A 23969-nucleotide genomic window follows, 5' to 3' on the forward strand; every position below is an offset into this window, starting at 1 on the left:
GCCCACAGAATTCTTTTGAGGAAGCTTAGCAAAACGTGCGAATTTCCTGCGCTTGTTGATCAATATCAATGTTTTGAGCGGAGGTGCGGGTCAGTTTCTGAGCCCTGGCAGGGGGTCACATCCTGCCCTTGACCTTCCATTCACTGGAACCTTTATATCTTTTAGCGGCGCATATTGCCGACTCAGACAAAGACAGATCCATGCAGACATTGACTTTTCACCTTGACGGCCTGAGCTGTGCCGGATGCGTTTCGCGTGCTGAAAAGGCGCTGACGAAAGCGGAGGGCGTGGAGACCGCAGAGGTCAACCTCGCGAATGAGAGTGCGCGGGTTGTGGTGCGGGATGGGGGCACAGAGGCCGTATTGGGCGCACTGAAAGAGGCTGGATACCCGGCGCGGGTGCGTTCGGTCACCTATGCGATGGCTGGAATGAGTTGTGCGGGCTGCGTGCGAAAGGCGGAGGCGGCGCTGGCCGGAGCGCCGGGCGTGGTGGCGGCAAACGTGAATTTTGCCACTGAAACTGCGACGGTACAGTATCTCGATGGTGCGGCAAGTCCGGGAGAGATTGCGGCGCGCAGCACCAAGGCAGGATACCCGGCGCGGGTGCAGGAGGACGACTCCCCAGAGATTGACGCGAAAGCCGATGAAGCGGCCAAGTTGAAGCGCGATGTCTGTATCGCGGCCGCCTTGGCGTTGCCGGTGTTTGTGACAGAGATGGGTGGCCATCTGATCCCGGCGCTGCATCACTGGTTGATGGCCCATGTTGGGATGCAGACGCTCTATGTGATGCAGTTTGTTCTGACATCTGCCTTGCTGGCAGGACCCGGACGACAATTCTATGCAAAAGGGTTTCCGGCGCTGTTCAAAGGGGCGCCTGAGATGAATTCGCTCGTCGCCTTGGGTACAAGTGCGGCCTATCTGTTTTCCGTTGTCTCTACCTTTACCCCTGGTTGGCTGCCAGTTGGCGCCGCGCATGTTTACTATGAAGCGGCGGCGGTGATTGTTGTGTTGATCCTCACGGGGCGGTGGATGGAAGCGCGTGCCAAAGGGCGCACCGGGACGGCGATACGGCAATTGATCGGGCTACAGCCCCGTGTTGCCCGAGTTGAACGGAAAGGTGCGGTGCAGGAGGTTTCGATTGATGCCGTTGCGGTGGGCGATGTGGTCCACCTGCGCCCCGGAGAGCGGGTGGCCGTGGACGGACGTGTTATCGATGGGCAGTCCTATATCGATGAGAGCATGCTGACGGGGGAGCCTGTGCCCGTGGCCAAAAAAGCTGGAGAAGCGGTGATTGGCGGCACGATCAACGGGCAGGGTGCGCTGCGCTATGAAGCCGAGAAGGTCGGGCGCGAGACAATGCTCGCGCAGATCGTGGCCATGGTGCGCGATGCGCAGGGCGCGAAGCTGCCCATTCAGGCGCGCGTGGACCGGGTTACAGCGGTGTTTGTGCCTGCGGTCATGGTCGTTGCGGCACTCACATTTTTGATCTGGATGCTGGTGGGGCCTGCTCCGGCCTTTGGTCCTGCGCTGGTGGCGGCTGTTGCGGTGCTGATCATTGCCTGCCCCTGTGCGATGGGGCTGGCGACGCCCACGTCGATTATGGTGGGCACAGGTCGCGCCGCGCAGCTTGGGGTGTTGTTTCGCAAAGGCGATGCCTTGCAGAGCCTGCGCGACTGCAAGGTGGTGGCCTTTGATAAGACAGGCACGCTGACGATGGGCCAACCTGAGCTGACCGATGTGGCGCTGGCGCAAGGTTTTGACGAGGCTGAGGTGCTAACACTGGTTGCAGGGGCAGAGGCCCGATCAGAGCATCCACTGGCGCGGGCGCTTGTGCGTGGGGCAGAGGCCCGCGCGCTGGATGTGCCAAGTGTAGAGCACTTTGAAGCGCAGGTTGGCATGGGGATTTCGGCAGAGGTTTCTGGCCGTCGTGTCCTGGTGGGCGCGGCGCGCTTTATGGCACAGGAGGCGGCGGACTTTGCGACGTTTGAGGGCCAGATGGATGCCCTTGCAGAAGCAGGAAAAACGCCGATTTGCGTTGCGATCGACGGGCAAGCGGCTGCGGTTCTTGCGGTATCTGATCCTGTGAAGCCGGGCTCAGAAGCGGCTGTTCGCGTGCTGCACGAGATGGGCCTTAAGGTGGCGATGATCAGCGGAGATGCGCGCGGCACAGCCGAAGCGCTGGCTGCTCGGTTGGGGATCGACCATGTGGTGGCTGAGGTGTTGCCGGATGGCAAAGTCGCAGCGCTCCAAGAGCTGCGCGCAGCTTTTGGCAACGTCGCCTTTGTGGGCGATGGGATTAATGATGCGCCAGCGCTGGCCAGCGCTGACGTTGGGCTGGCGATTGGTACGGGCACGGATGTGGCGATGGAAGCGGCCGATGTGGTGCTGATGTCTGGCGATCTTGCTGGGGTGATCAACGCCTTTGAGGTGAGCCACAGGGTGATCCGCAATATTGGCCAGAACCTGTTCTGGGCCTTTGGCTATAACGTGGCGCTGATCCCAGTGGCGGCAGGTGTGTTGGTGCCCTTTGGCGGACCGGCGCTGTCGCCGATGCTAGGGGCGGGGGCGATGGCGCTGTCGAGCGTGTTTGTGCTGTCAAATGCGCTGCGGTTGCGTCGCGTGAAGCTGGTGTTGAGCGAGGTGCGCGCATGAATATCGGAGAAGTTTCCAAGCGCTCTGGTCTGCCGGCGAAGACGATCCGCTATTACGAGGATATTGGCTTTGTAACACCCGCGCGGGGAGAGAATGGCTATCGCAGCTTTGCGGAGACGGACCTGCATAAACTGACATTCTTGGGCCGTGCGCGGGGACTTGGTTTTTCAATAGAAGATTGTCGGACGCTCCTGGCGCTATATGAGGATCAGGGGCGGGCAAGTGCCGATGTGAAGCGGGTTGCTGAGCGCAACCTTGCGGATATTGACGCAAAAATCGCGGATTTGCAGGCCATGCGGGCGACGCTTAGTCATTTGGTTGCGAGCTGCGCTGGCGATGCGCGGCCGGATTGCCCGATATTGGAAGATCTTGGGAGAGGGTGAGCTTTCGCTTGGCGGCTTGGTCGTAACATGCTGCGATTGCTTACGAGTTTGACCAGATTGCGGTTTTCACCTCGTCGATTGCAAGGTATTTTCCACCTATGGTTGCGATTCATTATGCTTTATTGTTGTCACTCTTCGCAGGGCTGGCAATTCCACTTGGCGGGCTCTTGGCCCGTTTCGAACACATTTCCAACACCGTTATTGAGGCACGTTTTGTAAAAGCCGTCACGGCGTTTGGCGGCGGCGCTTTGCTGTCGGCGATTGCGCTTGTGCTTGTGCCGGAGGGTGCAGAAGTTCTGCCGGTTGGGCTTGCCGTCGGGTTACTGCTGGGAGGCGGTGTCTGCTTTGCCTTGGTGGATGCTGCGCTGGCGCGTGCTGGGGGCAGCGGGGCGCTTGTTTTGGCAATGATGTTGGACTTTTTGCCGGAAGCTATGGCGCTGGGTGCGCTGTTGGTCACAGAAGCTGCGACAGCCAAACTGTTGGCTGCGATGATGTTTTTGCAGAACTTGCCAGAAGGTTTCGCAGCCTTTCGAGAGATTTGGACCCGGGGGAAACTCTCCGCAACTCAGGTCATGGTGGCGTTTTTGTTTCTGGCCGCGCTTGGGCCAATTTGCGCGGGCCTCGGCTTGCTTTTGCTCTCCGATCAGCCAGAGACGCTTGGAGCGATCATGATGTTTGCTGCAGGGGGCATTCTGTACCTGATTTTCCAGGATGTCGCGCCTGAAGCGCATGAGACTGGGGCTTATGCACCAGCCTTAGGTGCCGTTGCCGGATTTGCGCTTGGCATGGCTGGCAACATGGTGATTGGCTGAACAAAAAGAGCCGCCCGAAGGCGGCTCTGCTCTCGCTGCTGGCTGAGGCTTAGGCGAGATCTTTGTAAGACACTTCTTTCGTATCTACACCTTCTCCTACTTTGTCACGGCGCACCAGAAGACGGTTGAGCGCGTGAATGTAGGCTTTGGCAGAGGCCACCACAGTGTCGGTGTTGGCGGACTGACCCGTGGCGATCACGCCATCTTCCTCAAGACGTACGGAGACAGTGGCCTGCGCATCGGTGCCTTCGGTCACGGCGCTCACCTGATAAAGTTGCAGGCGGGCGGTGTTTGGGTGGATTTCGCGGATCGCTTTGAATGTCGCATCGACCGGGCCGTCGCCTTCAGAGGTGGCGGTTACATCTTTGCCGTCGACTTCCATCTCCACGGTCGCCTCCGCCGGGCCACCTGTGCCGCAGACCACTTTCATGGACACGAGTTGCAGGCGGTCATCTTCGTCCTCACCGCTGCCTGCGCGCACCAGTGCCACGATATCATCGTCAAACACCTCTTTCTTGCGGTCGGCCAGCTCTTTGAAGCGCACAAAGATGTCTTTGAGCTGGTTGTCACCGACTTCAAAGCCGAGCTGCTCCAGCTTGTCGCGTAGCGCGGCACGGCCGGAGTGTTTGCCGAGTGGCAGGGAGGTGCCGGAGAGGCCCACATCCTCCGGGCGCATGATTTCAAAGGTCTCTTTGTTCTTCAGCATGCCATCCTGGTGGATGCCAGACTCATGCGCGAAGGCGTTTTTGCCGACGATGGCCTTATTGAACTGCACCGGGAAGCCGGACACGGTGGCCACGCGGCGGGAGATGTTCATCAGTTTGGTGGTGTCGATGCCGGTGGTCCAAGGCATGATGTCGTTGCGCACTTTGAGTGCCATCACAACTTCTTCGAGCGCCGTGTTGCCTGCGCGCTCGCCCAGACCGTTGATGGTGCATTCGATCTGGCGCGCGCCACCGGCCACGGCGGCCAGCGAGTTGGCTGTCGCCATGCCAAGGTCGTTGTGGCAGTGGGTGGCAAAGATCACATCATCCGCACCCGGCACAGTTTCGATCAGCTTTTTGATCAGGTCCGCGCTTTCCATTGGGGCGGTGTAGCCCACGGTGTCTGGGATGTTGATGGTGGTTGCGCCCGCTTTGATCGCGATTTCGATCACGCGGCAGAGGTAATCCCATTCGGTGCGGGTGGCGTCCATTGGGGACCATTGCACGTTTTCACAGAGGTTGCGGGCGTGGCTGACCGTTTCGTGAATTTTGTCGGCCATCTCATCCATGGTGAGGTTGGGAATGGCGCGGTGCAGGGGGGAGGTGCCGATGAAGGTGTGGATGCGGTTTTTCTCCGCGTGTTTCACGGCCTCCCAGCAGCGATCGATGTCTGCGATATTGGCGCGGGCCAGACCACAAATGCGGGAGTTTTTGGCGCGTGTGGCGATTTCGGACACAGCGGCAAAATCCCCCTCAGATGCGATCGGGAAGCCAGCTTCGATGATGTCGACGCCCATGTCATCGAGCATTTCTGCGATTTCGAGCTTTTCGTCGTGGGTCATGGTCGCGCCCGGGCTTTGCTCGCCGTCGCGCAGGGTGGTGTCAAAAATAACAACGCGGTTGTCAGACATGGGTATTGTTCCTGTTTAGATATGCGGTTGGCAGACGACGACTGGGGTGCTGTCTGCAAAATTTTGGTTGCCTGAGGCGATGCCGACGTCGGACTGGCGTGTTTGTGAAAACGCGATCCGGTGTTTTGATGCTTTGACGTCGAGCATGGAGAGTTCCTAGAGACCTGTGAGTGTCGAGTTGCCTTAGGGCGGTTCAGACTTTCAGCGCGGACTGTTCTCCTCTGAGCACGCGCGCCGACAGGGTCACGCTCAGAGGCGGACTAGGAGTAGGTCGAGGCCACGCGCAAACTGCGCCGGAAGGCGTGCGGATGATGCGATATGGGCCAAACGTGTCATGACGCAGAGTTATACATGGGCGTTGGCAAATGAAAAGACCAAAAGTGGGTGCGTTTTGTGTGTTTGGTTTTGTGTGACGTGCATCGGGTTTTGCGGCTTTGCAGCAGTGCTGAGTCATGCCGATTGTTTTGATCTAAATGGAGCCAAGGCGCGTGGTGGCGCGTATGACTTTAAAAACAGGGAGGTGAATCATGCGCGCTTTGGTGATTGGGGACAGTGGCGGCATTGGGGCAGCGGTTGCAACTGCGCTGGGCGTGCGTGGGGTTGCAGTGATAGGTCTTTCGCGCAGCAGAGACGGGTTTGACATCACCGATCCTGTTTCAGTGGAAGCGACACTGGCTGCGCTTGAGGGGCCATTTGACCTCATCTTTGTGGCCAGCGGGGCGTTGGTCGTGACGCAAGAAGGGCCGGAAAAATCTCTGCGAGAGGTTTCTGGGGAAGAGATGGCGGCGCAGTTTGCCGTGAACACGATTGGGCCTGCGCTGGTGTTGCGTCATGCGGCCAAGCTTTTGCCGCGCAAAGAGCGAGGCGTGTTTGCGGCACTGTCAGCGCGGGTTGGCTCCATTGGGGATAACCGGGCAGGGGGCTGGTATTCCTACCGCGCGTCCAAGGCCGCGCTCAATCAAGTGATCCATACTGGGGCGATTGAGCTGGCGCGCAGCCACAAACAGTCAATCTGCGTCGCACTGCATCCGGGGACGGTGGAGACCGCTTTTACCGCAAACTATCCGGCCCACAAAAAGCACAGTGCCGAGGTGGCCGCCGATAGATTGCTTGGTGTTTTGGAGGAGCTGACACCTGCAGAAAGCGGCGGTTTCTATGATTATGCGGGTGTGCCGGTGCCTTGGTGATTTGCTGAGCAATGTGACCATAAAAAAAGCCGCGCCAAGAGCGCGGCTTTCTGACAAGGCTTACAAAACAAATTAGCCGTCGTTTTCCGGCAGGGATCCGTTGTTCCAGTTGCCGCTACGCTCTTCGCCGGAGGCGTAGCGCATGGTGCCTTCGCCCTGACGTTTGCCAGCCTTGAACGTGCCTTCGTAGATGTCGCCATTGGCGTAGGTGGCCACACCGGTGCCGTTGATTTCGCCAGCCTGCCATTCACCAGCGTATTTAAAGCCATCAGGCATCACGATCTCACCGCTGCCTTCGCGCTGGCCATTGGCAAATTCACCTGTGTAGACAGTGCCGTCGGCATAGGTGGCGGTGCCAGTGCCATGACGCTGACCATTGCGCCATTCGCCCTCATAGCGGTAGCCATCGGCATAGGTCATAACCCCGCGCCCATGGTTGCGTGCGCTTTTGAACTCGCCTTCATAAACAAGACCATTGGCATAGGTGGCTTTGCCGGTGCCATCAATCACACCCGCGCGCCAATCCCCTTCGTAGGTTGAGCCATCTGTATAGGTGATTTTGCCCTGACCGTTGGCAAGGTCATCCTGAAACTGTCCGACATAGACGGATCCATCGGGGTAAGTGACCTGACCGTTGCCTGCTATGCGGCCCTCTTGCCAGGCGCCTGTGTAGATGTAGCCATCGGTGCCTTTGAACGTGCCCTGACCATGGCGCTGGTCAGATGCGAAATCGCCCTCATAGGTGTCGCCATTGGCGTAGGTCACAGTGCCTTTGCCCTGGCGTTGGCCACCCAAGAGCTGGCCGACGTAGACGTCGCCATTGGGTTGGGTCAAAGTGCCATCGCCTTCGATCTGACCCGCAACCCATGTGCCCTGATAGACCAGCCCGCCGGGCATGGTGAGGCGGCCTTGACCTGCGCGTTCGCCCGCCTTGATTTCACCATCGTAAATGGTGCCATCATTGTAGGTGATTTTGCCAAGTCCCTCTTTGATGCCATTGAGCCAATCGCCTTCATAGCGATAGCCCTCTGGGCTGATCATCACACCTTTGCCGTGGTGATTGGCATTCTGGAAGGCGCCTTCGTAGCGCACGCCATTGGCATAGCTTGCCACACCGGTGCCGGTGATTTTGCCATCCGCCCACTCGCCCTCGTAGGTGCCACCGTCGGTGAAGGTGATTTTGCCGATACCGTGTGGTTTGCCTTTTTCAAAGGCGCCTTCATAGACCGAGCCATTGGGGAACCGGGCGATGCCTTGTCCGCGAATTTCACCTTCGCTCCACTCGCCCTCGTATTCATAGCCATTGGGCAAGCGATAGCTGCCCGTGCCATGCTGCAAGCCCCCTTTGAAGGTGCCTTCGTAGACGCCTCCGTCATCGTATTGTTTGGTCAGAACCTGGCTGTCCTGTGCAAAGGCAGGTGCCCCGGCGAGCAGGATGGCTAAAGTAAGTGCCTGAGTTCCGCGCATAATTTTGGCCTCGAATTTCCCCATGGTGGCGCTCGTTTGTGCGAGACGCTTTAACCAGATTTTAGGACATGGGCGTCGGCGGGGCAAACTGTTTTGCGCATCAGAAACAGGCGAGGCGTGCAAATGCGCGGAGAAGGCCGATAAATTGCGGTGCTTTGCGCTTTTCCTTGGCGCTGTGTCTGCTACATCTCTGCCAAGAGCTGCGGTATAGGAGACCACCAATGACCGATACTTTCCGTTTGACGTTGGCACAGGCCAATCCGGTCATGGGGGATTTGTCCGGCAATGCGGACAAGGTGCGTGCGGTTTGGCAGGAGGCGAAAGCGGCGGGTGCCGATATGGTGGCTTTTCCTGAAATGTTCATTGTGGGCTATAACGCGCAGGATCTGATCCTGAAGCCTGCGTTACAGGCGGCGGCCTTGGCTGAGATTGAACAGCTGGCCAAGGATTGCGCGGAGGGGCCGGTTGTGGCCCTGGGTGGCCCGCTGAAAGAAGGTGAAGCGCTTTATAACGCCTATTTCATTCTGCGTGGCGGCAAAATTGCCCATATTCAGCGCAAGCACAACCTGCCGAATTACACCGTGTTTGATGAAGAGCGTTTGTTCGACCATGGCCCGATGGGCGGGCCTTACAATGTGAACGGGGTCCGGGTGGGCTCGCCTGTGTGTGAGGACGCCTGGTTTGCCGATGTGCCGGAAACTCTGGAGGAGACCGGGGCAGAGTTTTTGGTGGTGCCCAATGGCTCACCTTACTACCGCGACAAGTTTGATCGCCGGATGAGCCATATGGTGGCGCGGGTGATCGAGACGGGACTGCCGCTGGTCTATCTCAACATGGTTGGCGGGCAGGACGATCAGGTGTTTGATGGCGGCTCCTTTGTGTTGAACCCGGGTGGGCAGCTTGCGGTGCAACTGCCGGTGTTTGACGAAGTTGTGGCGCATGTGGATTTTGAGCGCACAAGCGCGGGCTGGCGTTGCAAGGACGGCCCTAAAGCGGTGTTGCCTGCGGGCGAGGAGCAGGACTATCGCGTCTGTGTTGAGGCGCTGCGTGACTACATGGGCAAGAGTGGATTTTCCAAGGTTCTGCTAGGCTTGTCCGGTGGCATTGACAGCGCGCTTGTGGCGACGATTGCGGTGGATGCGCTGGGCGCGGAGAATGTGCGCTGTGTGATGCTGCCAAGTGAGTACACGTCACAAGGTTCGCTGGATGACGCCAAAGACATCGCGGAACGTCTTGGCGTGCGCTATGACTATGTGCCTATTGCGGAAGGGCGGGACGCGATCACCAACACGCTGGCGCCGCTGTTTGAAGGGCTGGAGTCCGGGCTCGCCGAAGAGAACATCCAGAGCCGCCTGCGCGGGCTGTTGCTGATGGCCATGTCCAACAAGTTTGGCGAGATGCTTTTGACCACGGGCAACAAATCTGAGGTCGCGGTGGGTTATGCTACGATTTATGGCGATATGGCGGGCGGCTATAACCCGATCAAAGACATGTATAAAACGCGGGTTTTTGAAACCTCGCGCTGGCGCAACGAGGTGCATCGTGACTGGATGATGGGGCCAGCAGGGGAGGTGATCCCGCCGGCGATCATCGACAAGCCGCCCTCAGCGGAGCTGCGTCCGGATCAGAAGGATGAGGACAGTCTGCCGCCGTATGATGTGCTGGATGCAATTCTGTATATGTTGGTGGATGAGGACAAATCCGTCGCGGAGTGTGTGGCCGCGGGCTATGATCGGGAGACGGTCAAGCGGGTGGAACATCTGGTCTACATCAGCGAGTACAAACGCTTTCAGTCCGCCCCCGGTGCGCGGTTGAGCCGGAAAGCCTTCTGGCTGGATCGGCGCTATCCGATTGTGAACCGCTTCCGCGATCCGAGCTGAGTGACATCCCCAAAGTAAAAGAACGACAAAGGCTTACACCATGATAGAGCGCATCCACACCGGCACCCGTATGTCAAAAATTGTGATCCACAATCAGGTTGCCTACCTGTGTGGTCAGGTTGGTGCAGGTGACACGGTGGCCGAACAAACCCGTGACTGCCTGTCTCGCGTGGACGCGCTGCTGGAAGAGGCGGGCTCTGATCGCGAACATATTCTGCAGGCGATTGTCTGGCTGTCCGATATGAGTGATTTGGCGGAAATGAACGCGGTTTGGGATGCTTGGGTGCCCGAAGGTCATGCCCCGGCGCGGGCCTGCGGTGAGGCGAAATTGGCGCGGGATGTGCTGAAGGTCGAGGTGATTGTCACCGCCGCAGTGAAAGACAGCTGATAGGGCAAAGGTTGCGCAGTGGCAGTTGCCTCTATTCGCTCAGTTTCCGGCGCGCCTCAATCTAGAGGTGCGCCGTTTTTGGTTTTGACTATTCAGCCGCGCGCTTTGATCACCTGCAAAAGTGGCATCACGGCGGACATGTCCGGGCCGTGGCTTTGGCCGGTGAGGGCTTTGCGCAGCGGCATGAAGAGACCGCGGCCTTTGCGGCCTGTGGCCTCTTTCACCGCGGCTGTCCATGTGCCCCAAGTGCTGTCGTCAAACGGGCCTTCGGGCAACAATGTCATGGCTTCTTTGATGAAGTCCTGATCTTCCTCGTCAATCGCTGGTTCTGCGCCATTGGCAAAAAGATCCCACCACGGCGCAATGTCTTTGCGGGTGGTGATGTTTTCGCGGGTCACGTTCCAGAAACGCTCGGCCAGATCAGCAGGCACGCCAGCGGCGGCGATGTCATCGGCCATCTCAGAAAGCGGCTTTTCGTGCAGCACTTTGCCGGTGAGCGGGTAGAGATCCTGCTCGTCAAATTTGGTGGGCGCTGCGCCAAATTTATTGACGTCAAAACCTTCTGCGATCTCTTCAATCGAGCTGCGCAGCTCAACCGGATCTGAGCTGCCAAGGCGTGCCATGAGGCTCAGAAGGGCCATCGGTTCCACACCGGCTTCGCGCAGGTCGCGCAGGGCCAGCGTGCCAAGGCGCTTGGACAGCGCTTCGCCCTGTGGGCCGGTCAGCAGCGAGTGGTGGGCGAAGTTCGGCACGCCGCCGCCAAGCGCTTCGATGATCTGGATCTGGGTTGCGGTGTTTGTCACGTGGTCGGAGCCACGCACAACGTCGGTGATACCAAAGTCGATATCATCACAGACAGAGGCCAGCGTGTAGAGGAACTGGCCATCGGCGCGGATCAGCACCGGATCAGACACGGAGGCCGCATCAATGGAGCGGTCGCCCAGAATGCCGTCTGTCCATTCAATGCGCGCGTGATCGAGTTTGAAACGCCAGTGGCCGTTGCCACGGTCCGCGCGCAGGGCAGCTTTGTCGTCATCAGACAGGGCCAGTGCGGCGCGGTCATACACCGGCGGTTTGCCCATGTTGAGCTGTTTCTTGCGCTTCAGGTCCAGCTCGGTTGGTGTTTCGAAACACTCATAGAAGCGGCCCATGTCGCGCAGCTGCTGCGCGGCGTCTTCATACCGTTCAAGGCGTGTGGACTGGCGCTCCATCCGATCCCAGGTGAGGCCAAGCCATTCCAGATCTTCCTGAATGGCGTCCACATACTCCTGTTTGGAGCGCTCGGGGTCAGTGTCATCAATGCGCAGAATGAAGGTGCCGCCAGACTTGCGGGCGATCAGATAGTTCATCAGCGCGGTGCGCAGGTTGCCAACGTGGATATAGCCTGTCGGCGAAGGGGCAAAACGGGTGGTCGTCATGGGAATCTCCTGTTGCTGCCTCCCTTCCCACATGAAGGCCATTTTGTCCAGAAATCCGGCAGAGGATGCCCAAGAACGGCGGCTGGGCCCCGTTTTATTAAGCCTTTCGTAGGATTTTGACATCTTCTCGCGCCTCAAGGGACCGTGAATTGCAATCCAAATGCGGAAATCTATCGTAGCCCCAGCAATACTAAAAAGATCAGCATTTTCTTCAGGAGGATTGGACCATGACTAAAACTTCCAAAATGTCACGTCGGAGTGTGTTGGCAGGGGCGGCGGCTGCGCCTTTGGCGGCGGGCTTGTTGCCAAACTCAGCGACTGCCAAGGCGGAGATGAAAGGCGTGGGGGCGACACGCTTTAACCGAATGAAGCTGGGGCAGTTTGAAGTGACCACGCTTCTGGTTGGGACGCGTACTGTGGAAGGTCCGCAAAACATCTTTGGCATGAATGTCAGTGCAGATGAATTTGCCAAAGCCTCTGAAGCGGCCAATATTCCGACCAACGCAGCGCAGTTTTTCTTTACTCCTACGATTGTGAACACCGGCGAGGAGCTGGTTTTGTTTGATGCGGGATTGAGCCCGGAGGCGATCACGGCAGCGTTGGCAGCGGCAGGGTATACACCTGATCAGGTGGACAAGCTTGTCATCACGCACATGCATGGGGATCACATTGGTGGCGTTGCAGGTGAGAGCGGTGTCACCTTTGCCAATGCGCAGCACCTGACGGGGCGGGTGGAGTTTGACGCTTGGGCGAAAACTGATGGCAACAAAGCCTTTGAAGGCAAGGTGCGGCCCAATGCAGAGCGTTTTGACATGATCGAAGATGGTGCCTCAGTCGCAAGTGGCATCACTGCGGTTGGCACCTTTGGGCATACCCCAGGCCACATGGCCTACATGATTGAAAGCGACGGCAAACAACTGATGTTGTGCGCCGATTTCGCCAACCACTATGTTTGGTCGCTGTCTTATCCTGATTGGGAAGTGAAGTTTGACATGGACAAAGCTGCCGCCGCAGCGACGCGTCGTAAGGTGCTTGATATGCTGGCCGCAGATAAGGTGCCCTTTGTTGGCTATCACATGCCTTGGCCTGCGGTTGGCTATGTTGAAAGTCATGACGGTGGCTACAAATACGCGCCCGCCAGCTATCAACTGATGCTTTGACCCGAAGAAAAACCGGTTTGAAAAGGCGACCCACGGGTCGCCTTTTTCTTTGCTTTTTAGAGGATGACCTTTGCACCAACGCTGTGCAGATGTGCGTCCACAAGAGCCGTTTCCGCCGCGCTGAGCTGTTGTGTGCGTGGATAATTCGGTGCTGCGCGGTCATTTAGAATGGGCGCATCCCATCCCGATGTTGTGTCAAAAAATCGAGAGACTCCAGCCTCGCCAAAATGGCGAAGGTATCCTTGGATGACCACATCCAGATAACTGAGCCAGATCGGGTGCCGGATGTCTGGAGCGAGACCCGTGTCTTTGGGGACCTGATAGACTGCAATGTCAACCGCAGCGGATTTGGCATGTGTGATCGACGAGGTTGCGCTGACACGGTCATAGGCAAACTCTCGTTCGTCAAGGGCTGCCCAGTCATTGTTTGGCACATGCGCAATGATGCCCTCGATTGAAGAATGAGGGTCCGGCATGGCGGTCAGAAAGGCGACGGGTCGCAGACGCGTATGGCGCCACGTGCGTCGCCAGCCCTTCAAAGTTGCATGATGCAGATCTTCGTAAGCGTGCGTGCGCTCGTTTACGAGGCTGCCATAGCCAAAGAAATAAGAGGTGTTCATGGTTTGTAACGATCACGCTGTTTGATCTATGTCAATGTCGTCACGTAAACCAATTAGTAACCAGTCGTTTGGGGAGCAAGAGGGGCACGGATAGTAGGACTTTAAGATGCGCATCACCAAACGAACCAATATTGCGATGTGTGTTTTGATGTACTGCGCAGCGAACCCAAATCGGCTTGTTACCAAGCATGAAATCGCTGCGGAGTGTAACGCTTCTGAAAATCATCTTGCGCAAGTGATACACAAGCTTGCCTTGTTGGGGTTTCTTGAGACACAGCGCGGCCGCTCAGGCGGTGTGCGTCTTGCGCACAAGCAAGAAGATATCTGCATTGGTGAGATTTTTCGCGCGATAGAAGGTCCTTTTCCGGTTGAGGAATGCTGTGCGGGGACGGAGATTGGCTGCGATCATGCGGCGACGGAGCGTTTGCAAGATATTTTGAGAGAGGCGGCAGAAGCCTTTTATACCCGTTTGGATCAGGTCACATTGGCGGCGTTGATGGATGCGACAGATATCAGCGCGATTTCTCCCTCATAAGGAAGATCACTTAGGTTTGTGAATTTCGAGCTCCCGAAATAAGCCTTGCTTATGTCGCGATAAGATGTCTCGATATAGTGGCTTGTCACCTCTGCTTCTGCATACTACGGTGCACGCAAGGTGAATCGGGAGAACTGGAGCAATCCGGTGCCGAAGGAGCAACCGCCCCGGAAACTCTCAGGCCAAAGGGACCGACTCACTTTTGAAACAACACTCTGGAGAGTGGCGTCTGGTGCGCCCGCCGAAGGGATAACGATCTCAGGCTGAAGGACAGAGGGGGCATCGCACGCGCAAGATCTATGCGCGGATATGGGATGCCGGATGTGACCATCGACATGGATACGCCCGGAAAGAGGAAGGGCGAAGCCTATGGGAGAGACGGTCGCAGACCTGAAGCGCACACCGCTATATGATCTGCACATTGAACTGGGTGCCAAAATGGTTGGGTTCGCGGGTTATGACATGCCTGTGCAGTACCCAATGGGTGTGATGAAAGAGCACCTGCATACACGCGCACAAGCGGGCCTTTTTGATGTGAGCCATATGGGGCAGGTGGTGCTGAAAGCGGAAAGCTACGCTGCCGCTGCTGAGGCTTTTGAAACGCTGGTGCCCGTTGACGTGCTGGGCCTTGGCGAAGGCCGCCAGCGGTATGGGTTTTTTACCAATGAAGCGGGTGGGATCGAAGACGATCTGATGTTTGCCAATCGCGGAGATCATCTGTTTGTGGTGGTGAATGCTGCCTGCAAAGAGGCTGATATCGCGCGTATGACGCAGGCGCTGACGCCAGCGGTTTCGGTGACTGAAATCACGGATCGAGCTTTGGTTGCGCTGCAGGGGCCTGCTGCTGAGGCGGCACTGTCTCGCCTTAACCCGACCGTGGCCGAGATGGCCTTTATGGATTTTGCCGAAGTCGAGCTTGATGGTGTGGCCTGTTGGGTCAGCCGTTCTGGCTACACTGGCGAAGATGGTTATGAAATTTCCATTCCGGCAGAGGCGGCTGACGCGCTGTGTCGTAAGCTCTTGGAAATGGAAGAGGTTGCCCCTATCGGATTGGGCGCGCGCGACAGTCTGCGTCTTGAGGGCGGGCTGTGCCTGTATGGCAATGACATTGACGCAGAGACCTCGCCTATCGAAGCTGCGCTGACCTGGGCAATCCAGAAAGTGCGGCGTGCAGATGGTGCACGGGCAGGCGGCTTCCCCGGCGCAGATCGGATTTTTGGCGATCTGGCGGAAGGTGTGGCACGCAAGCGTGTTGGGCTGGCACCGCAGGGGCGCGCACCGATGCGCGCCGGGACACCTCTTTTTGCGCAAGCAGAAGGCGGCGATCCAATTGGGGAAGTCACCTCTGGCGGCTTTGGTCCCACCCTGAAGGGCCCGGTCGCAATGGGATATGTCGGCAGCGCACAGGCGGCGGCTGGCACAGAAATCTTTGGTGAAGTGCGTGGAAAGCGCATGCCGGTGACAGTGGCGAAGATGCCGCTGGTGCCCGCCAATTTCAAACGTTGAGCAACAGGAGAGCAAGCAATGAAATTCACAGAAGAGCACGAATGGCTGCGCGCAGAAGGCGACCTGATCGTGGTGGGGATCACAGAGCACGCCAGCGAGCAGCTGGGCGATGTTGTGTTTGTGGAACTGCCAGAGGCGGGCACGGAAGTCACCAAAGACGAAGAAGTCTGCGTGATTGAGTCCGTGAAGGCGGCCAGCGACATTCTGGCACCTTTGGACGGGGAAATCGTTGAAGTGAACGAGCCGCTCGTGGATGAGCCGGGCAAGGTCAATGACGACCCTATGGAAGGCGCTTGGTTCTTCAAGATCAAACCGTCCGACCTGTCTCAGATGGACGACTACATGGACGAAGCCGCCTACAAGGACTTCATTGGGTAACCGCATCCGGAGATGTGCCCTGCGGCCGTTTCCAGATTTGGCACAGGTTTCCTTTGTGCCGCGACCCAAGACAGCGACGTAAAACCTTGATTGGCTCAGCGGTGACCGTTGAGCCAGCTGATGACTTTTATCTTCGCGCACCTGTTGCTGCGGATTGTTGAGGAGATGAAGATGACCTTCAAACCCACAGAGTACTTGCCCTACGATTTTGCCAATCGCCGCCACATTGGCCCGTCTCCGGAAGAGATGAACGAGATGCTGGAGGTGATTGGCGCAGACAGCTTAGAGGCGCTGATTGATGATACGATGCCAGAGAGCATCCGTCAGAAACAGCCGCTGGACTTTGGCCGCCCTATGTCGGAGCGGGAAGTACTGCGTCATATGCGTGAAACAGCGGACAAGAACAAAGTGCTGACCAGCCTGATCGGACAGGGTTATTACGGCACCGTCACGCCGCCAGCGATCCAGCGCAACATTCTGGAAAACCCTGCCTGGTACACAGCCTATACGCCTTATCAGCCCGAAATCTCGCAAGGTCGTCTTGAAGCGCTGCTGAACTATCAGACGATGGTGAGTGACCTCACAGGTCTTGAAGTGGCCAATGCCTCTTTGCTGGATGAATCCACGGCGTGTGCCGAGGCAATGACCATGGCGCAGCGGGTGTCGAAATCCAAAGCCAAGGCTTTCTTTGTCGATGAAAACTGCCATCCGCAAAATATCGCCGTGATGCAGACCCGTGCGGCGCCGCTGGACATCGAAATCATCATTGGCAATCCGGATGATTTGGACGCTGAAAAGGTCTTTGGCGCTATTTTCCAGTATCCGGGCACGCATGGTCATGTGCGCGACTTCACCAAAGAGATCACGGCGCTGCACGCCACCAAAGCGATTGGTGTGGTTGTTGCGGATCCGCTGGCGTTGACGCTGCTGAAAGAGCCGGGTGCCATGGGCGCAGATATCGCCGTTGGCAGCACGCAGCGCTTTGGTGTGCCAATTGGCTACGGCGGTCCGCACGCCGCCTACATGAGCTGTAAGGATGCTTACAAACGCGCAATGCCGGGACGGATCATTGGGGTGTCGATTGACAGCCATGGCAATCGGGCCTACCGCCTGTCGCTGCAAACCCGTGAACAGCACATTCGTCGTGAAAAGGCCAACTCCAACGTTTGCACAGCGCAGGCGCTGTTGGCGGTGATGGCGTCGATGTATGCAGTGTTCCATGGGCCAAAAGGGCTCAAGGCGATTGCCCAACGTGTGCATCGCAAGACCGTGCGTCTTGTAAAAGGGCTGGAAGCTGCAGGTTTCACTGTGGAGCAGGACTCCTTTTTTGACACGGTGACCGTGGACGTTGGGCTTTTGCAGCGCGGTGTGTTGCAGCATGCGGTGCAGGAAGGCATCAACCTGCGCAAAGTGGGCAAGACCAAGGTTGGCATTTCGGTGGATGAAACCACGGATCCCCATACAATCGAAGCGGTTTGGCGTGCCTTTGGTATCGTGCAGGCGGATGAGGATTACACACCTGAGTATCGGCTGCCGGAGACTCTGCTGCGCACATCGGGCTATCTGGATCACCCGATCTTCCACATGAACCGTGCGGAAACCGAGATGATGCGCTACATGCGGCGCTTGGCGGATCGCGATCTGGCACTGGATCGTGCGATGATCCCTCTCGGCTCCTGTACGATGAAGCTGAATGCAGCGGTGGAAATGATGCCGGTGAGCTGGCCTGAATTTTCGCAAATGCACCCGTTTGTGCCCAAAGATCAGGCGCAGGGTTACACCCATATGATCGAAGATCTGAATGACCGTCTGTGCCAGATCACCGGGTATGACGCGATTTCCATGCAACCAAACTCTGGCGCGCAGGGCGAATATGCGGGTCTTCTGACCATTGCGGCCTATCACCGGTCCCGTGGGGAGTCGCACCGCAATGTCTGCTTGATACCGATGAGCGCGCATGGCACCAACCCAGCCTCTGCGCAGATGGTGGGTTGGAAAGTGGTTCCGGTGAAATCGGCGGAGAACGGCGATATTGACGTGGCAGACTTCCGCGAAAAGGCGGAGAAACACGCTGAAAACCTTGCAGGCTGTATGATCACATACCCATCCACCCATGGTGTGTTTGAAGACACGGTGCATGAGGTCTGTGGCATCACCCATGAGTTTGGCGGGCAGGTCTATATTGATGGGGCCAACCTCAATGCGATGGTGGGCCTGTCCCGACCGGGCGACATTGGTGGGGACGTGAGCCACCTGAACCTGCACAAAACCTTCTGCATTCCGCACGGTGGCGGCGGACCCGGCATGGGCCCAATTGGCGTGAAAGCGCATCTGGCACCACATCTGCCGGGCCATCCTGACACCGGTGGCGCGGAGGGGCCTGTCTCTGCTGCGCCATTTGGGTCTCCGTCGATCCTGCCCATCAGCTGGGCTTATGTTCTGATGATGGCGGGTGAAGGGCTGACGCAGGCAACGCGTGTTGCGATCCTGAACGGGAACTACATCGCCAAGCGGCTCGAAGGGGCGTTTGACGTGCTCTACAAAGGCCCAACTGGCCGTGTGGCGCATGAATGTATCATCGACACCCGCCCGTTTGCGGACAGCGTCGGTATCACTGTGGATGATATTGCCAAACGTCTGATTGACGCAGGCTTCCATGCGCCCACCATGAGCTGGCCTGTTGCTGGCACGCTGATGATTGAGCCCACGGAATCTGAAAACAAAGCGGAGATTGATCGTTTTTGTGATGCGATGCTCGCCATTCGTGAAGAGATCCGTGACATCGAAGAAGGTCGTATGGATGCGGAGAACAACCCGCTGAAGAATGCGCCGCACACGATGGAAGATCTGGTGAAAGACTGGGATCGCCCCTACAGCCGTGAGCAGGGGTGCTTCCCGCCCGGTGCGTTCCGTGTGGACAAATACTGGCCGCCGGTGAACCGCGTGGACAACGCCTATGGGGACCGCAATCTGGTTTGCACCTGTCCGCCCATGGATGATTATGCAGAGGCTGCGGAGTAGGGGCGTTGCCCCGCCCCCTCTTTAAGGGGGCTCCCCCAGGATATTTTAGGCAAGAGGAAAAGCCGGGTGTTGCGCCCGGCTTTTCTGGATCAGTCGCGTGCCCGTAGGATGCGGGCAGGCCGTGTGGCCAGTGAGGGCCAGGCAAAGACCAGCCCGGCCAGCAGGTTGGCAATGATGCCTGCGTTGAGGATCGAGAGTGCATTGGGCCAGATCACGATGAAGTCGCTTTCCATCACAAACCGCATCACCGCCCAGCCGCCGAGCAGACCTACGGCGAGAGCAACGACACCTGCCGCGCCACCAAGCAGCGCGGCGCGCCATGCGAAGCTTTTGAGGATCTGACTGCGGGTCGCCCCAAGGGTCTTGAGCACAGCCGCCTCATAGGTGCGTGCAGACTGACCTGCCGCCGCGGCCCCAAAGATCACCAGCAAACCTGTCAGCAAAATTGTGGAGGCCCCATAAGTGGTCGCGTTGGCCAGTTGGGCAACAAGGTTTGAGACTTGTTGCGCGGCATCGCGCACGTGGATCGCCGTGATATTGGGATAGGTTTCAGACACGTCTTTGAGCAATGTTGCTTCGCTCTCGGCATCCGCATAGACTGTAGCGATGAAGCTGTGCGGGGCGCCGGCAAGGGCGGCTTCGTTCATGATGATGACAAAGCCCATGCCCGCGTTGGAGAAATCCACTTCGCGGAAACTGGTCACCGTGCCGGTGATATCGCGCCCGAGAATGTTGATGGTCATACTGTCGCCGAGCGACAGGCCCATTTCTTCGGCTTCTTCATCGGCAAAGCTGATCTGGGGCGTGCCTGCATGAGTGGGATCCCACCACGTGCCAGCGGTGAGTTTGGTGCCCGTTGGCATGTCGCTGGCATAGCTCACGCCACGGTCGCCGCGAATAACCCAATGATCGCCCGCCACGTCTTTGGCTGGTTGGTCATTGATGCGGGTGATCACGCCGCGCAGCATAGGGGCATTTTCGACTTCGTGAATCGACGGGGTGTTGGCCCATTCGGTTTCCAGAAGCGGCATCTGATCGCGCTGAATGTCCACAAAGAAGAAAGACGGCGCGACATCGGGCAGATCGCTGGCAATTGCGTTGCGCAGGTTGCCGTCCACCTGCCCAACTGTGGCGAGTACGCTGAGGCCAAGGCCTAGGGACAAGACAACGGGTGTTGTGGCCTCTGAGGCGCGGCCGATGGATTGCAGCGCCCAGCGGACTTGCGGGGATTGGCGCATGCGCGGGGAGAGGCGGTTGAGCAGGGCTCGTAGGCCTGCTGACGCTGCTGTCAGCGCAAGCATGGCAACGGCTACGCCGCCAGCAAACCAGATTGTGAGGCGTGTTGAGCCAGAAAGCCAGCTGGCCAGTGCGATCAGCAGGGCTATGAGGGCGGCAACGGTGAGGATGTAGCGGGCCGCAGGCCAGTGGCGGGTTTGCCCAAGCTGGTCGCGGAACAGTGCGCTAGGGCGGACGTTTTCCACGCGTGCTAAAGGCCAGAGCGTGAAGATGGCCGCTGCAAGGGTGCCGTAGAGCGCGGCTTCGATCAGCGGCAGCGGGTAGAGGGCAAAATTGGCCGGAAAAGGGAGAACGGCTGCAATCAGAGGGGCAAGCAGGATTGGCAGCAGCGCGCCGAGGATCAGGCCAATGGTGATGCCGATGAGGGCCACAAATCCAATCTGCAAAAAATAGCTGAGAAAGATGGTGCGGCGCTCTGCTCCAAGGCTGCGCAAGGTGGCGATGGTTTCGGTTTTACGCGCAAGATAGGCGCGGATTGCCGTGGAGATCCCAACGCCGCCTACTGCGAGGCCCGCAAGGCCCACAAGGATCAGGAACGCACCGAAACGCTCTACAAAACGCGTGATGCCCGGCGCGCCGTTGCGGCTGTCCCGCCAACGCAGGCCGGTGGTTTCAAAAGCCGCGCGGGCATCTGCTTCGAGCCCGGCGAGATCCACTTGGTCAGGCAGGTTTAACCGGTAGTGTGACGTGAAAAGCGTGCCGGGCGCGAGCAGGCCACTTTCTGAAAGGGCGCTCGTGTAGACAAGCGCGCGGGGGGCGAAGGAGAAGCCATCACCCGTGTCAGGCTCACGCACGAGGCGGGCCATGTAGACAAAGCGCTGAGACCCCAGTTGGAAGGTGTTTCCGGGGGAGAGCGCGAGTCGATCGGCCAGCAGGCCATGCAACACGGCGCCGGGGAGGTTGTCTTGGCCCTTCAGCGCATCCTCAAGCGAGATGTCTGGCGACAGTGCAACCGCACCAACCAACGGATAGGCGGTGTCGACAGATTTGACTTGTGCCAAGGCGCGTTCGGTCCCGCCTTCGCGTGGTACGACCACCATGGAGCGGAAATCAATGATTTCAGAGGTGGCTGTGGTGTTTTCAGCCATCCACGCGCGCTCTTTCTCGGTGGCGCGGCGGTAGGTGAAGCTCATCTCCGCATCCCCGCCCAAGAGGGTCGCACCCTCTGTGCTGAGACCGGTCTGGATGGCGCTGCGGACAGAGCCGATGGCGGCAATGGTGGCGACGCCAAGGATCAGGCAAGCGAGGAACACGGTGAAGCCGCGCAGGCCGCCCCGAATTTCCCGACGCGCGATGCGCGTTGCGGCTGACAGGCTCATGCGCGGGCCTCTGTCGCGACGGAGGTCAGATGTGTTTCATTGTCCAGTTGCCCGTCACGCAAACGCACGACGCGCTCACAACGCGCAGCCAGGCTGTTTGAGTGCGTGACCATAATCAGTGTGGTGTCGCGTTTGGCATGCAGATCAAAGAGCAGATCCATAATGGTTTCGCCAGTTGCCTGATCGAGGTTTCCGGTTGGCTCATCAGCAAGCAGCAGGCGGGGAGACGGTGCACAGGCGCGGGCGAGCGCCACGCGTTGCTGCTCACCGCCTGACATCTGGCTTGGATAGTGATCCGCACGGTGGGCAAGGCCAACGGCCTCAAGCTCCGCGCGGGCGCGCTCTTGCGCATCGCTGCGACCTGCGAGTTCCAGAGGGGTGGCGACGTTTTCCAGTGCCGTCATCGTGGGGATCAAATGGAAGTTTTGGAACACCACGCCCATGTTTTCACGGCGGAAGCGTGCGAGCGCATCTTCATCCATGGCGGAGAGATCGTGATCCAGCGCCATAATTTGACCGGATGTGGCGCGCTCGAGCCCCCCCATAAGCATGAGGAGCGAAGATTTCCCTGAGCCTGAGGGGCCAACAAGCGCCAGTGTTTCTCCTGCGGCCACATCAAGAGAGATACCGTGCAGAATTTCTATCCGTCCGGCATTGCTATCCAGCGCTAAAGTCGCATCTTTAAGGGAGAGTATGGATGACATGTCGGAGGCCGCCTGTTGAAAGTTTATTCTTCCCTATATGGGGCTGTGTCGCTGTCGGGCAAGGCATTGGCATTCAGCATTTTAGGCGTCTCAGCGGCAAACGCAGAGACTGTCGTGATTGCTGCATTGGGAGACAGCTTGACCCATGGGTACGGCGTGGCGCAGGGCACAGGGTTTGTGCCGCAGCTTGAAGCATGGCTGGTCGCGCAAGGTCATGATGTGAAACTGCAGAACGCAGGCGTGTCTGGTGACACCACGCAGGGTGGCTTGTCGCGCGTTGGGTGGACTTTGGGGCCGGACGTCGATGCGATGATTGTGTCACTGGGGGGCAATGATGCGCTGCGCGGGATCGATCCGGCAGTGAGTAAGGCCAATCTGGCAGGGATCGTCGAAGCTGGGCAGGCCGCAGACGTAGATGTGATGCTGATTGGGGTGCAAGCGCCAATGAACTTTGGCGCGGACTACAAGCAGGAGTTTGACAGTCTGTATGGGGCGTTGGCCGCAGACTACAATGTGACGCTTGCGCCTGACTTTTTCGCAGCGATCCGAGATTTGCCCGAGGATCAACTCCGCGCGCTTATGCAGCCAGATGGGATACATCCCAATGCGGAAGGGGTGGCGCAGATCGTGCCTGTCTTGGGGGCCTATGTCGTTGAGATGCTCGAGCAGATGCAGGAATAAGTCGTGCTTGCCTAAGCGATCATTGGCAAATGATTGTATGTCGCGGCTGGTGCGCCTTGCAACGCACCGGCTTGCCAAGGGTTTCAGGCCGCGAGATCAATCCACACCGGTACGTGATCTGAGGGCTTGGAGCGGCCGCGCTCTTCTTTGTCGATTTGGCAATCCTGCAAGAGATCCGCACATTGCGGGCTGAGCAGGAAGTGGTCGATGCGGATGCCGTTGTTGCGGTTCCATGCGCCGGCTTGGTAGTCCCAGAAGGAATACATGCCTGATGCAGAATTGCGGGCGCGGAACGCCTCCGTCAGGCCGAGGTTTACAAGGCGACGGTAGGCGGCGCGGCTTTCGGGGCGGGCGAGCGCGTCTTCCTGCCAGTCCTCGGGTTTGGCGGCGTCTTCATCTTGTGGGATGATGTTGTAGTCGCCCGCCATGAGGAAAGGCTCTTCCGTTGCGAGGAGCTCTTCGGCACGGGATTGCAGACGCTCCATCCAAGCGAGTTTATAGTCGTACTTGGGGCCCGGCGTTGGGTTGCCATTGGGCAGGTAGAGACCGCAGATGCGGATCGGCGTTTCGCCCATCACCGTCGCTTCGATGTAGCGGGCCTGTTCGTCGCTGTCGTCTCCGGGCAGGCCGCGGGTGACATCTTCGAGCGGGAGTTTGGACAGGATGGCAACACCGTTGAAGCTCTTCTGACCATGGGTTTCGACCTGATAGCCGCGCTCTTCAAAGATCTCGCGCGGGAACGCTTCATCGACGGATTTGATTTCCTGCAGGATCGCCACGTCAGGTTGCGCTTCATCCAGCCAGCGGGGCAGGGTTTCAATGCGCGCCTTGATGCCGTTGATGTTGAATGTGGCGATTTTCATGGGCTGTCCTTTGTTCGCTATGGCGATCCGGATGTGTCGCGCTATCTACCCACGCTGAGTGGAGCACAGCAAGCGCGAAAATGGA

At 58.3% G+C, this 23969-nt stretch carries 20 protein-coding genes and 2 riboswitches; of the genes, 12 read left to right on the plus strand and 8 right to left on the minus strand.

All coding sequences use genetic code 11. The features are described 5' to 3' along the window. Nucleotides 1–200: 200 nt before the first annotated feature. From PJL69_RS01270 to PJL69_RS01280, 3 genes are all read left to right on the plus strand, one after another. Nucleotides 201–2651 carry a heavy metal translocating P-type ATPase gene (locus PJL69_RS01270; protein WP_271308043.1) on the plus strand — a complete coding sequence of 817 codons (2451 nt, stop codon included), beginning with the start codon at nt 201–203 and terminating at the stop codon, nt 2649–2651. Beyond that, complete coding sequence (gene cueR / locus PJL69_RS01275; protein ID WP_271308044.1) at nt 2648–3034, plus strand: Cu(I)-responsive transcriptional regulator; 387 nt, start codon at nt 2648–2650, stop codon at nt 3032–3034. The genes PJL69_RS01270 and cueR overlap by 4 nt, the downstream gene beginning before the upstream one ends. Nucleotides 3035–3201: 167 nt before the next feature. Next, nucleotides 3202–3846, plus strand: a complete 645-nt coding sequence (locus PJL69_RS01280; protein WP_271308045.1) for a ZIP family metal transporter — start codon at nt 3202–3204, stop codon at nt 3844–3846. A gap of 49 nt (nt 3847–3895) precedes the next feature. Here the strand turns inward: PJL69_RS01280 and PJL69_RS01285 are convergent, their stop codons facing one another. Beyond that, on the minus strand, nt 3896–5461 hold the full coding sequence (locus tag PJL69_RS01285; RefSeq protein ID WP_271308046.1) for a 2-isopropylmalate synthase: 1566 nt from the start codon (nt 5459–5461) through the stop codon (nt 3896–3898). A 15-nt stretch (nt 5462–5476) separates the two neighbouring features. Then, entirely contained in the window at nt 5477–5608 is a 132-nt protein-coding gene (locus PJL69_RS01290; protein ID WP_271308047.1) for a hypothetical protein, read from the minus strand. A 377-nt stretch (nt 5609–5985) separates the two neighbouring features. Here PJL69_RS01290 and PJL69_RS01295 point away from each other — a divergent pair, with 377 nt between their 5' ends. Then, nucleotides 5986–6648: an SDR family NAD(P)-dependent oxidoreductase gene (locus PJL69_RS01295; protein WP_271308955.1), complete on the plus strand. Its 663-nt coding sequence runs from the start codon at nt 5986–5988 to the stop codon at nt 6646–6648. Between the two features lie 72 nt (nt 6649–6720). Here PJL69_RS01295 and PJL69_RS01300 read toward each other — a convergent pair whose 3' ends face one another. Beyond that, nucleotides 6721–8139 (minus strand): MORN repeat-containing protein, encoded by a 1419-nt coding sequence (locus PJL69_RS01300; RefSeq protein WP_441347446.1) that lies wholly within the window; start codon nt 8137–8139, stop codon nt 6721–6723. Nucleotides 8140–8336: 197 nt separating this feature from the next. On the opposite strand from PJL69_RS01300, the gene PJL69_RS01305 reads away from it, so the two are divergent. Next, nucleotides 8337–9995, plus strand: a complete 1659-nt coding sequence (locus tag PJL69_RS01305; RefSeq protein WP_271308048.1) for an NAD+ synthase — start codon at nt 8337–8339, stop codon at nt 9993–9995. 40 nt (nt 9996–10035) lie between these two features. Beyond that, nucleotides 10036–10383, plus strand: coding sequence for a RidA family protein (locus tag PJL69_RS01310; protein ID WP_271308049.1), 348 nt, complete (start codon nt 10036–10038; stop codon nt 10381–10383). 92 nt (nt 10384–10475) lie between these two features. On the opposite strand, the gene gltX is transcribed toward PJL69_RS01310, so the two are convergent. After that, nucleotides 10476–11801, minus strand: a complete 1326-nt coding sequence (gltX, locus tag PJL69_RS01315; RefSeq protein WP_271308050.1) for a glutamate--tRNA ligase — start codon at nt 11799–11801, stop codon at nt 10476–10478. A 227-nt stretch (nt 11802–12028) separates the two neighbouring features. Here gltX and PJL69_RS01320 point away from each other — a divergent pair, with 227 nt between their 5' ends. Then, nucleotides 12029–12961: an MBL fold metallo-hydrolase gene (locus PJL69_RS01320; protein WP_271308051.1), complete on the plus strand. Its 933-nt coding sequence runs from the start codon at nt 12029–12031 to the stop codon at nt 12959–12961. 56 nt (nt 12962–13017) lie between these two features. Here PJL69_RS01320 and PJL69_RS01325 read toward each other — a convergent pair whose 3' ends face one another. After that, nucleotides 13018–13581 carry a gamma-glutamylcyclotransferase family protein gene (locus tag PJL69_RS01325; RefSeq protein ID WP_271308052.1) on the minus strand — a complete coding sequence of 188 codons (564 nt, stop codon included), beginning with the start codon at nt 13579–13581 and terminating at the stop codon, nt 13018–13020. A gap of 106 nt (nt 13582–13687) precedes the next feature. Between PJL69_RS01325 and PJL69_RS01330 the strand changes: the two genes are divergently transcribed. The 4 genes from PJL69_RS01330 to gcvP all read left to right on the plus strand — a co-directional run bounded on the left by PJL69_RS01330 (nt 13688) and on the right by gcvP (nt 19021). Then, on the plus strand, nt 13688–14116 hold the full coding sequence (locus PJL69_RS01330; protein ID WP_271308053.1) for an RrF2 family transcriptional regulator: 429 nt from the start codon (nt 13688–13690) through the stop codon (nt 14114–14116). Between the two features lie 116 nt (nt 14117–14232). Next, a riboswitch (glycine riboswitch) is annotated at nt 14233–14320 on the plus strand. A 1-nt stretch (nt 14321) separates the two neighbouring features. Continuing rightward, a riboswitch (glycine riboswitch) is annotated at nt 14322–14400 on the plus strand. 85 nt (nt 14401–14485) lie between these two features. Then, nucleotides 14486–15622, plus strand: a complete 1137-nt coding sequence (gene gcvT / locus PJL69_RS01335; protein ID WP_271308054.1) for a glycine cleavage system aminomethyltransferase GcvT — start codon at nt 14486–14488, stop codon at nt 15620–15622. Nucleotides 15623–15640: 18 nt separating this feature from the next. Continuing rightward, nucleotides 15641–16000 (plus strand): glycine cleavage system protein GcvH, encoded by a 360-nt coding sequence (gene gcvH / locus PJL69_RS01340; RefSeq protein ID WP_271308055.1) that lies wholly within the window; start codon nt 15641–15643, stop codon nt 15998–16000. A gap of 171 nt (nt 16001–16171) precedes the next feature. Then, nucleotides 16172–19021: an aminomethyl-transferring glycine dehydrogenase gene (gene gcvP, locus PJL69_RS01345; RefSeq protein ID WP_271308957.1), complete on the plus strand. Its 2850-nt coding sequence runs from the start codon at nt 16172–16174 to the stop codon at nt 19019–19021. 89 nt (nt 19022–19110) lie between these two features. On the opposite strand, the gene PJL69_RS01350 is transcribed toward gcvP, so the two are convergent. Next, nucleotides 19111–21636 carry an ABC transporter permease gene (locus tag PJL69_RS01350; RefSeq protein ID WP_271308056.1) on the minus strand — a complete coding sequence of 842 codons (2526 nt, stop codon included), beginning with the start codon at nt 21634–21636 and terminating at the stop codon, nt 19111–19113. Next, entirely contained in the window at nt 21633–22340 is a 708-nt protein-coding gene (locus PJL69_RS01355) for an ABC transporter ATP-binding protein (protein WP_271308057.1), read from the minus strand. The genes PJL69_RS01350 and PJL69_RS01355 overlap by 4 nt, the downstream gene beginning before the upstream one ends. A gap of 15 nt (nt 22341–22355) precedes the next feature. On the opposite strand from PJL69_RS01355, the gene PJL69_RS01360 reads away from it, so the two are divergent. Beyond that, entirely contained in the window at nt 22356–23021 is a 666-nt protein-coding gene (locus tag PJL69_RS01360) for an arylesterase (RefSeq protein ID WP_333781857.1), read from the plus strand. 83 nt (nt 23022–23104) lie between these two features. Here the strand turns inward: PJL69_RS01360 and xth are convergent, their stop codons facing one another. Next, the gene (xth, locus tag PJL69_RS01365) at nt 23105–23884 is read right to left on the minus strand and encodes an exodeoxyribonuclease III (protein ID WP_271308058.1); all 780 of its coding nucleotides are present in this window, start codon (nt 23882–23884) and stop codon (nt 23105–23107) included. Nucleotides 23885–23969: the final 85 nt, after the last annotated feature.

Origin of the sequence: Shimia sp. MMG029, assembly GCF_027947445.1 — a bacterium.
Classification (GTDB): domain Bacteria; phylum Pseudomonadota; class Alphaproteobacteria; order Rhodobacterales; family Rhodobacteraceae; genus Shimia.

Excerpts from the sequence above, each read along its gene's own strand:
- cueR (WP_271308044.1), top strand. The coding sequence starts at position 2,648 with ATGAATATCGGAGAAGTTTCCAAGCGCTCTGGTCTGCCGGCGAAGACG.
- PJL69_RS01320 (WP_271308051.1), top strand. The coding sequence starts at position 12,029 with ATGACTAAAACTTCCAAAATGTCACGTCGGAGTGTGTTGGCAGGGGCG.
- PJL69_RS01305 (WP_271308048.1), top strand. The coding sequence starts at position 8,337 with ATGACCGATACTTTCCGTTTGACGTTGGCACAGGCCAATCCGGTCATG.
- PJL69_RS01310 (WP_271308049.1), top strand. The coding sequence starts at position 10,036 with ATGATAGAGCGCATCCACACCGGCACCCGTATGTCAAAAATTGTGATC.
- PJL69_RS01330 (WP_271308053.1), top strand. The coding sequence starts at position 13,688 with ATGCGCATCACCAAACGAACCAATATTGCGATGTGTGTTTTGATGTAC.
- PJL69_RS01290 (WP_271308047.1), bottom strand. The coding sequence starts at position 5,608 with ATGCTCGACGTCAAAGCATCAAAACACCGGATCGCGTTTTCACAAACA.
- PJL69_RS01300 (WP_441347446.1), bottom strand. The coding sequence starts at position 8,139 with ATGGGGAAATTCGAGGCCAAAATTATGCGCGGAACTCAGGCACTTACT.
- PJL69_RS01270 (WP_271308043.1), top strand. The coding sequence starts at position 201 with ATGCAGACATTGACTTTTCACCTTGACGGCCTGAGCTGTGCCGGATGC.
- gcvT (WP_271308054.1), top strand. The coding sequence starts at position 14,486 with ATGGGAGAGACGGTCGCAGACCTGAAGCGCACACCGCTATATGATCTG.
- PJL69_RS01285 (WP_271308046.1), bottom strand. The coding sequence starts at position 5,461 with ATGTCTGACAACCGCGTTGTTATTTTTGACACCACCCTGCGCGACGGC.
- gcvH (WP_271308055.1), top strand. The coding sequence starts at position 15,641 with ATGAAATTCACAGAAGAGCACGAATGGCTGCGCGCAGAAGGCGACCTG.
- PJL69_RS01325 (WP_271308052.1), bottom strand. The coding sequence starts at position 13,581 with ATGAACACCTCTTATTTCTTTGGCTATGGCAGCCTCGTAAACGAGCGC.
- PJL69_RS01355 (WP_271308057.1), bottom strand. The coding sequence starts at position 22,340 with ATGTCATCCATACTCTCCCTTAAAGATGCGACTTTAGCGCTGGATAGC.
- gcvP (WP_271308957.1), top strand. The coding sequence starts at position 16,172 with ATGACCTTCAAACCCACAGAGTACTTGCCCTACGATTTTGCCAATCGC.
- gltX (WP_271308050.1), bottom strand. The coding sequence starts at position 11,801 with ATGACGACCACCCGTTTTGCCCCTTCGCCGACAGGCTATATCCACGTT.
- PJL69_RS01350 (WP_271308056.1), bottom strand. The coding sequence starts at position 21,636 with ATGAGCCTGTCAGCCGCAACGCGCATCGCGCGTCGGGAAATTCGGGGC.
- xth (WP_271308058.1), bottom strand. The coding sequence starts at position 23,884 with ATGAAAATCGCCACATTCAACATCAACGGCATCAAGGCGCGCATTGAA.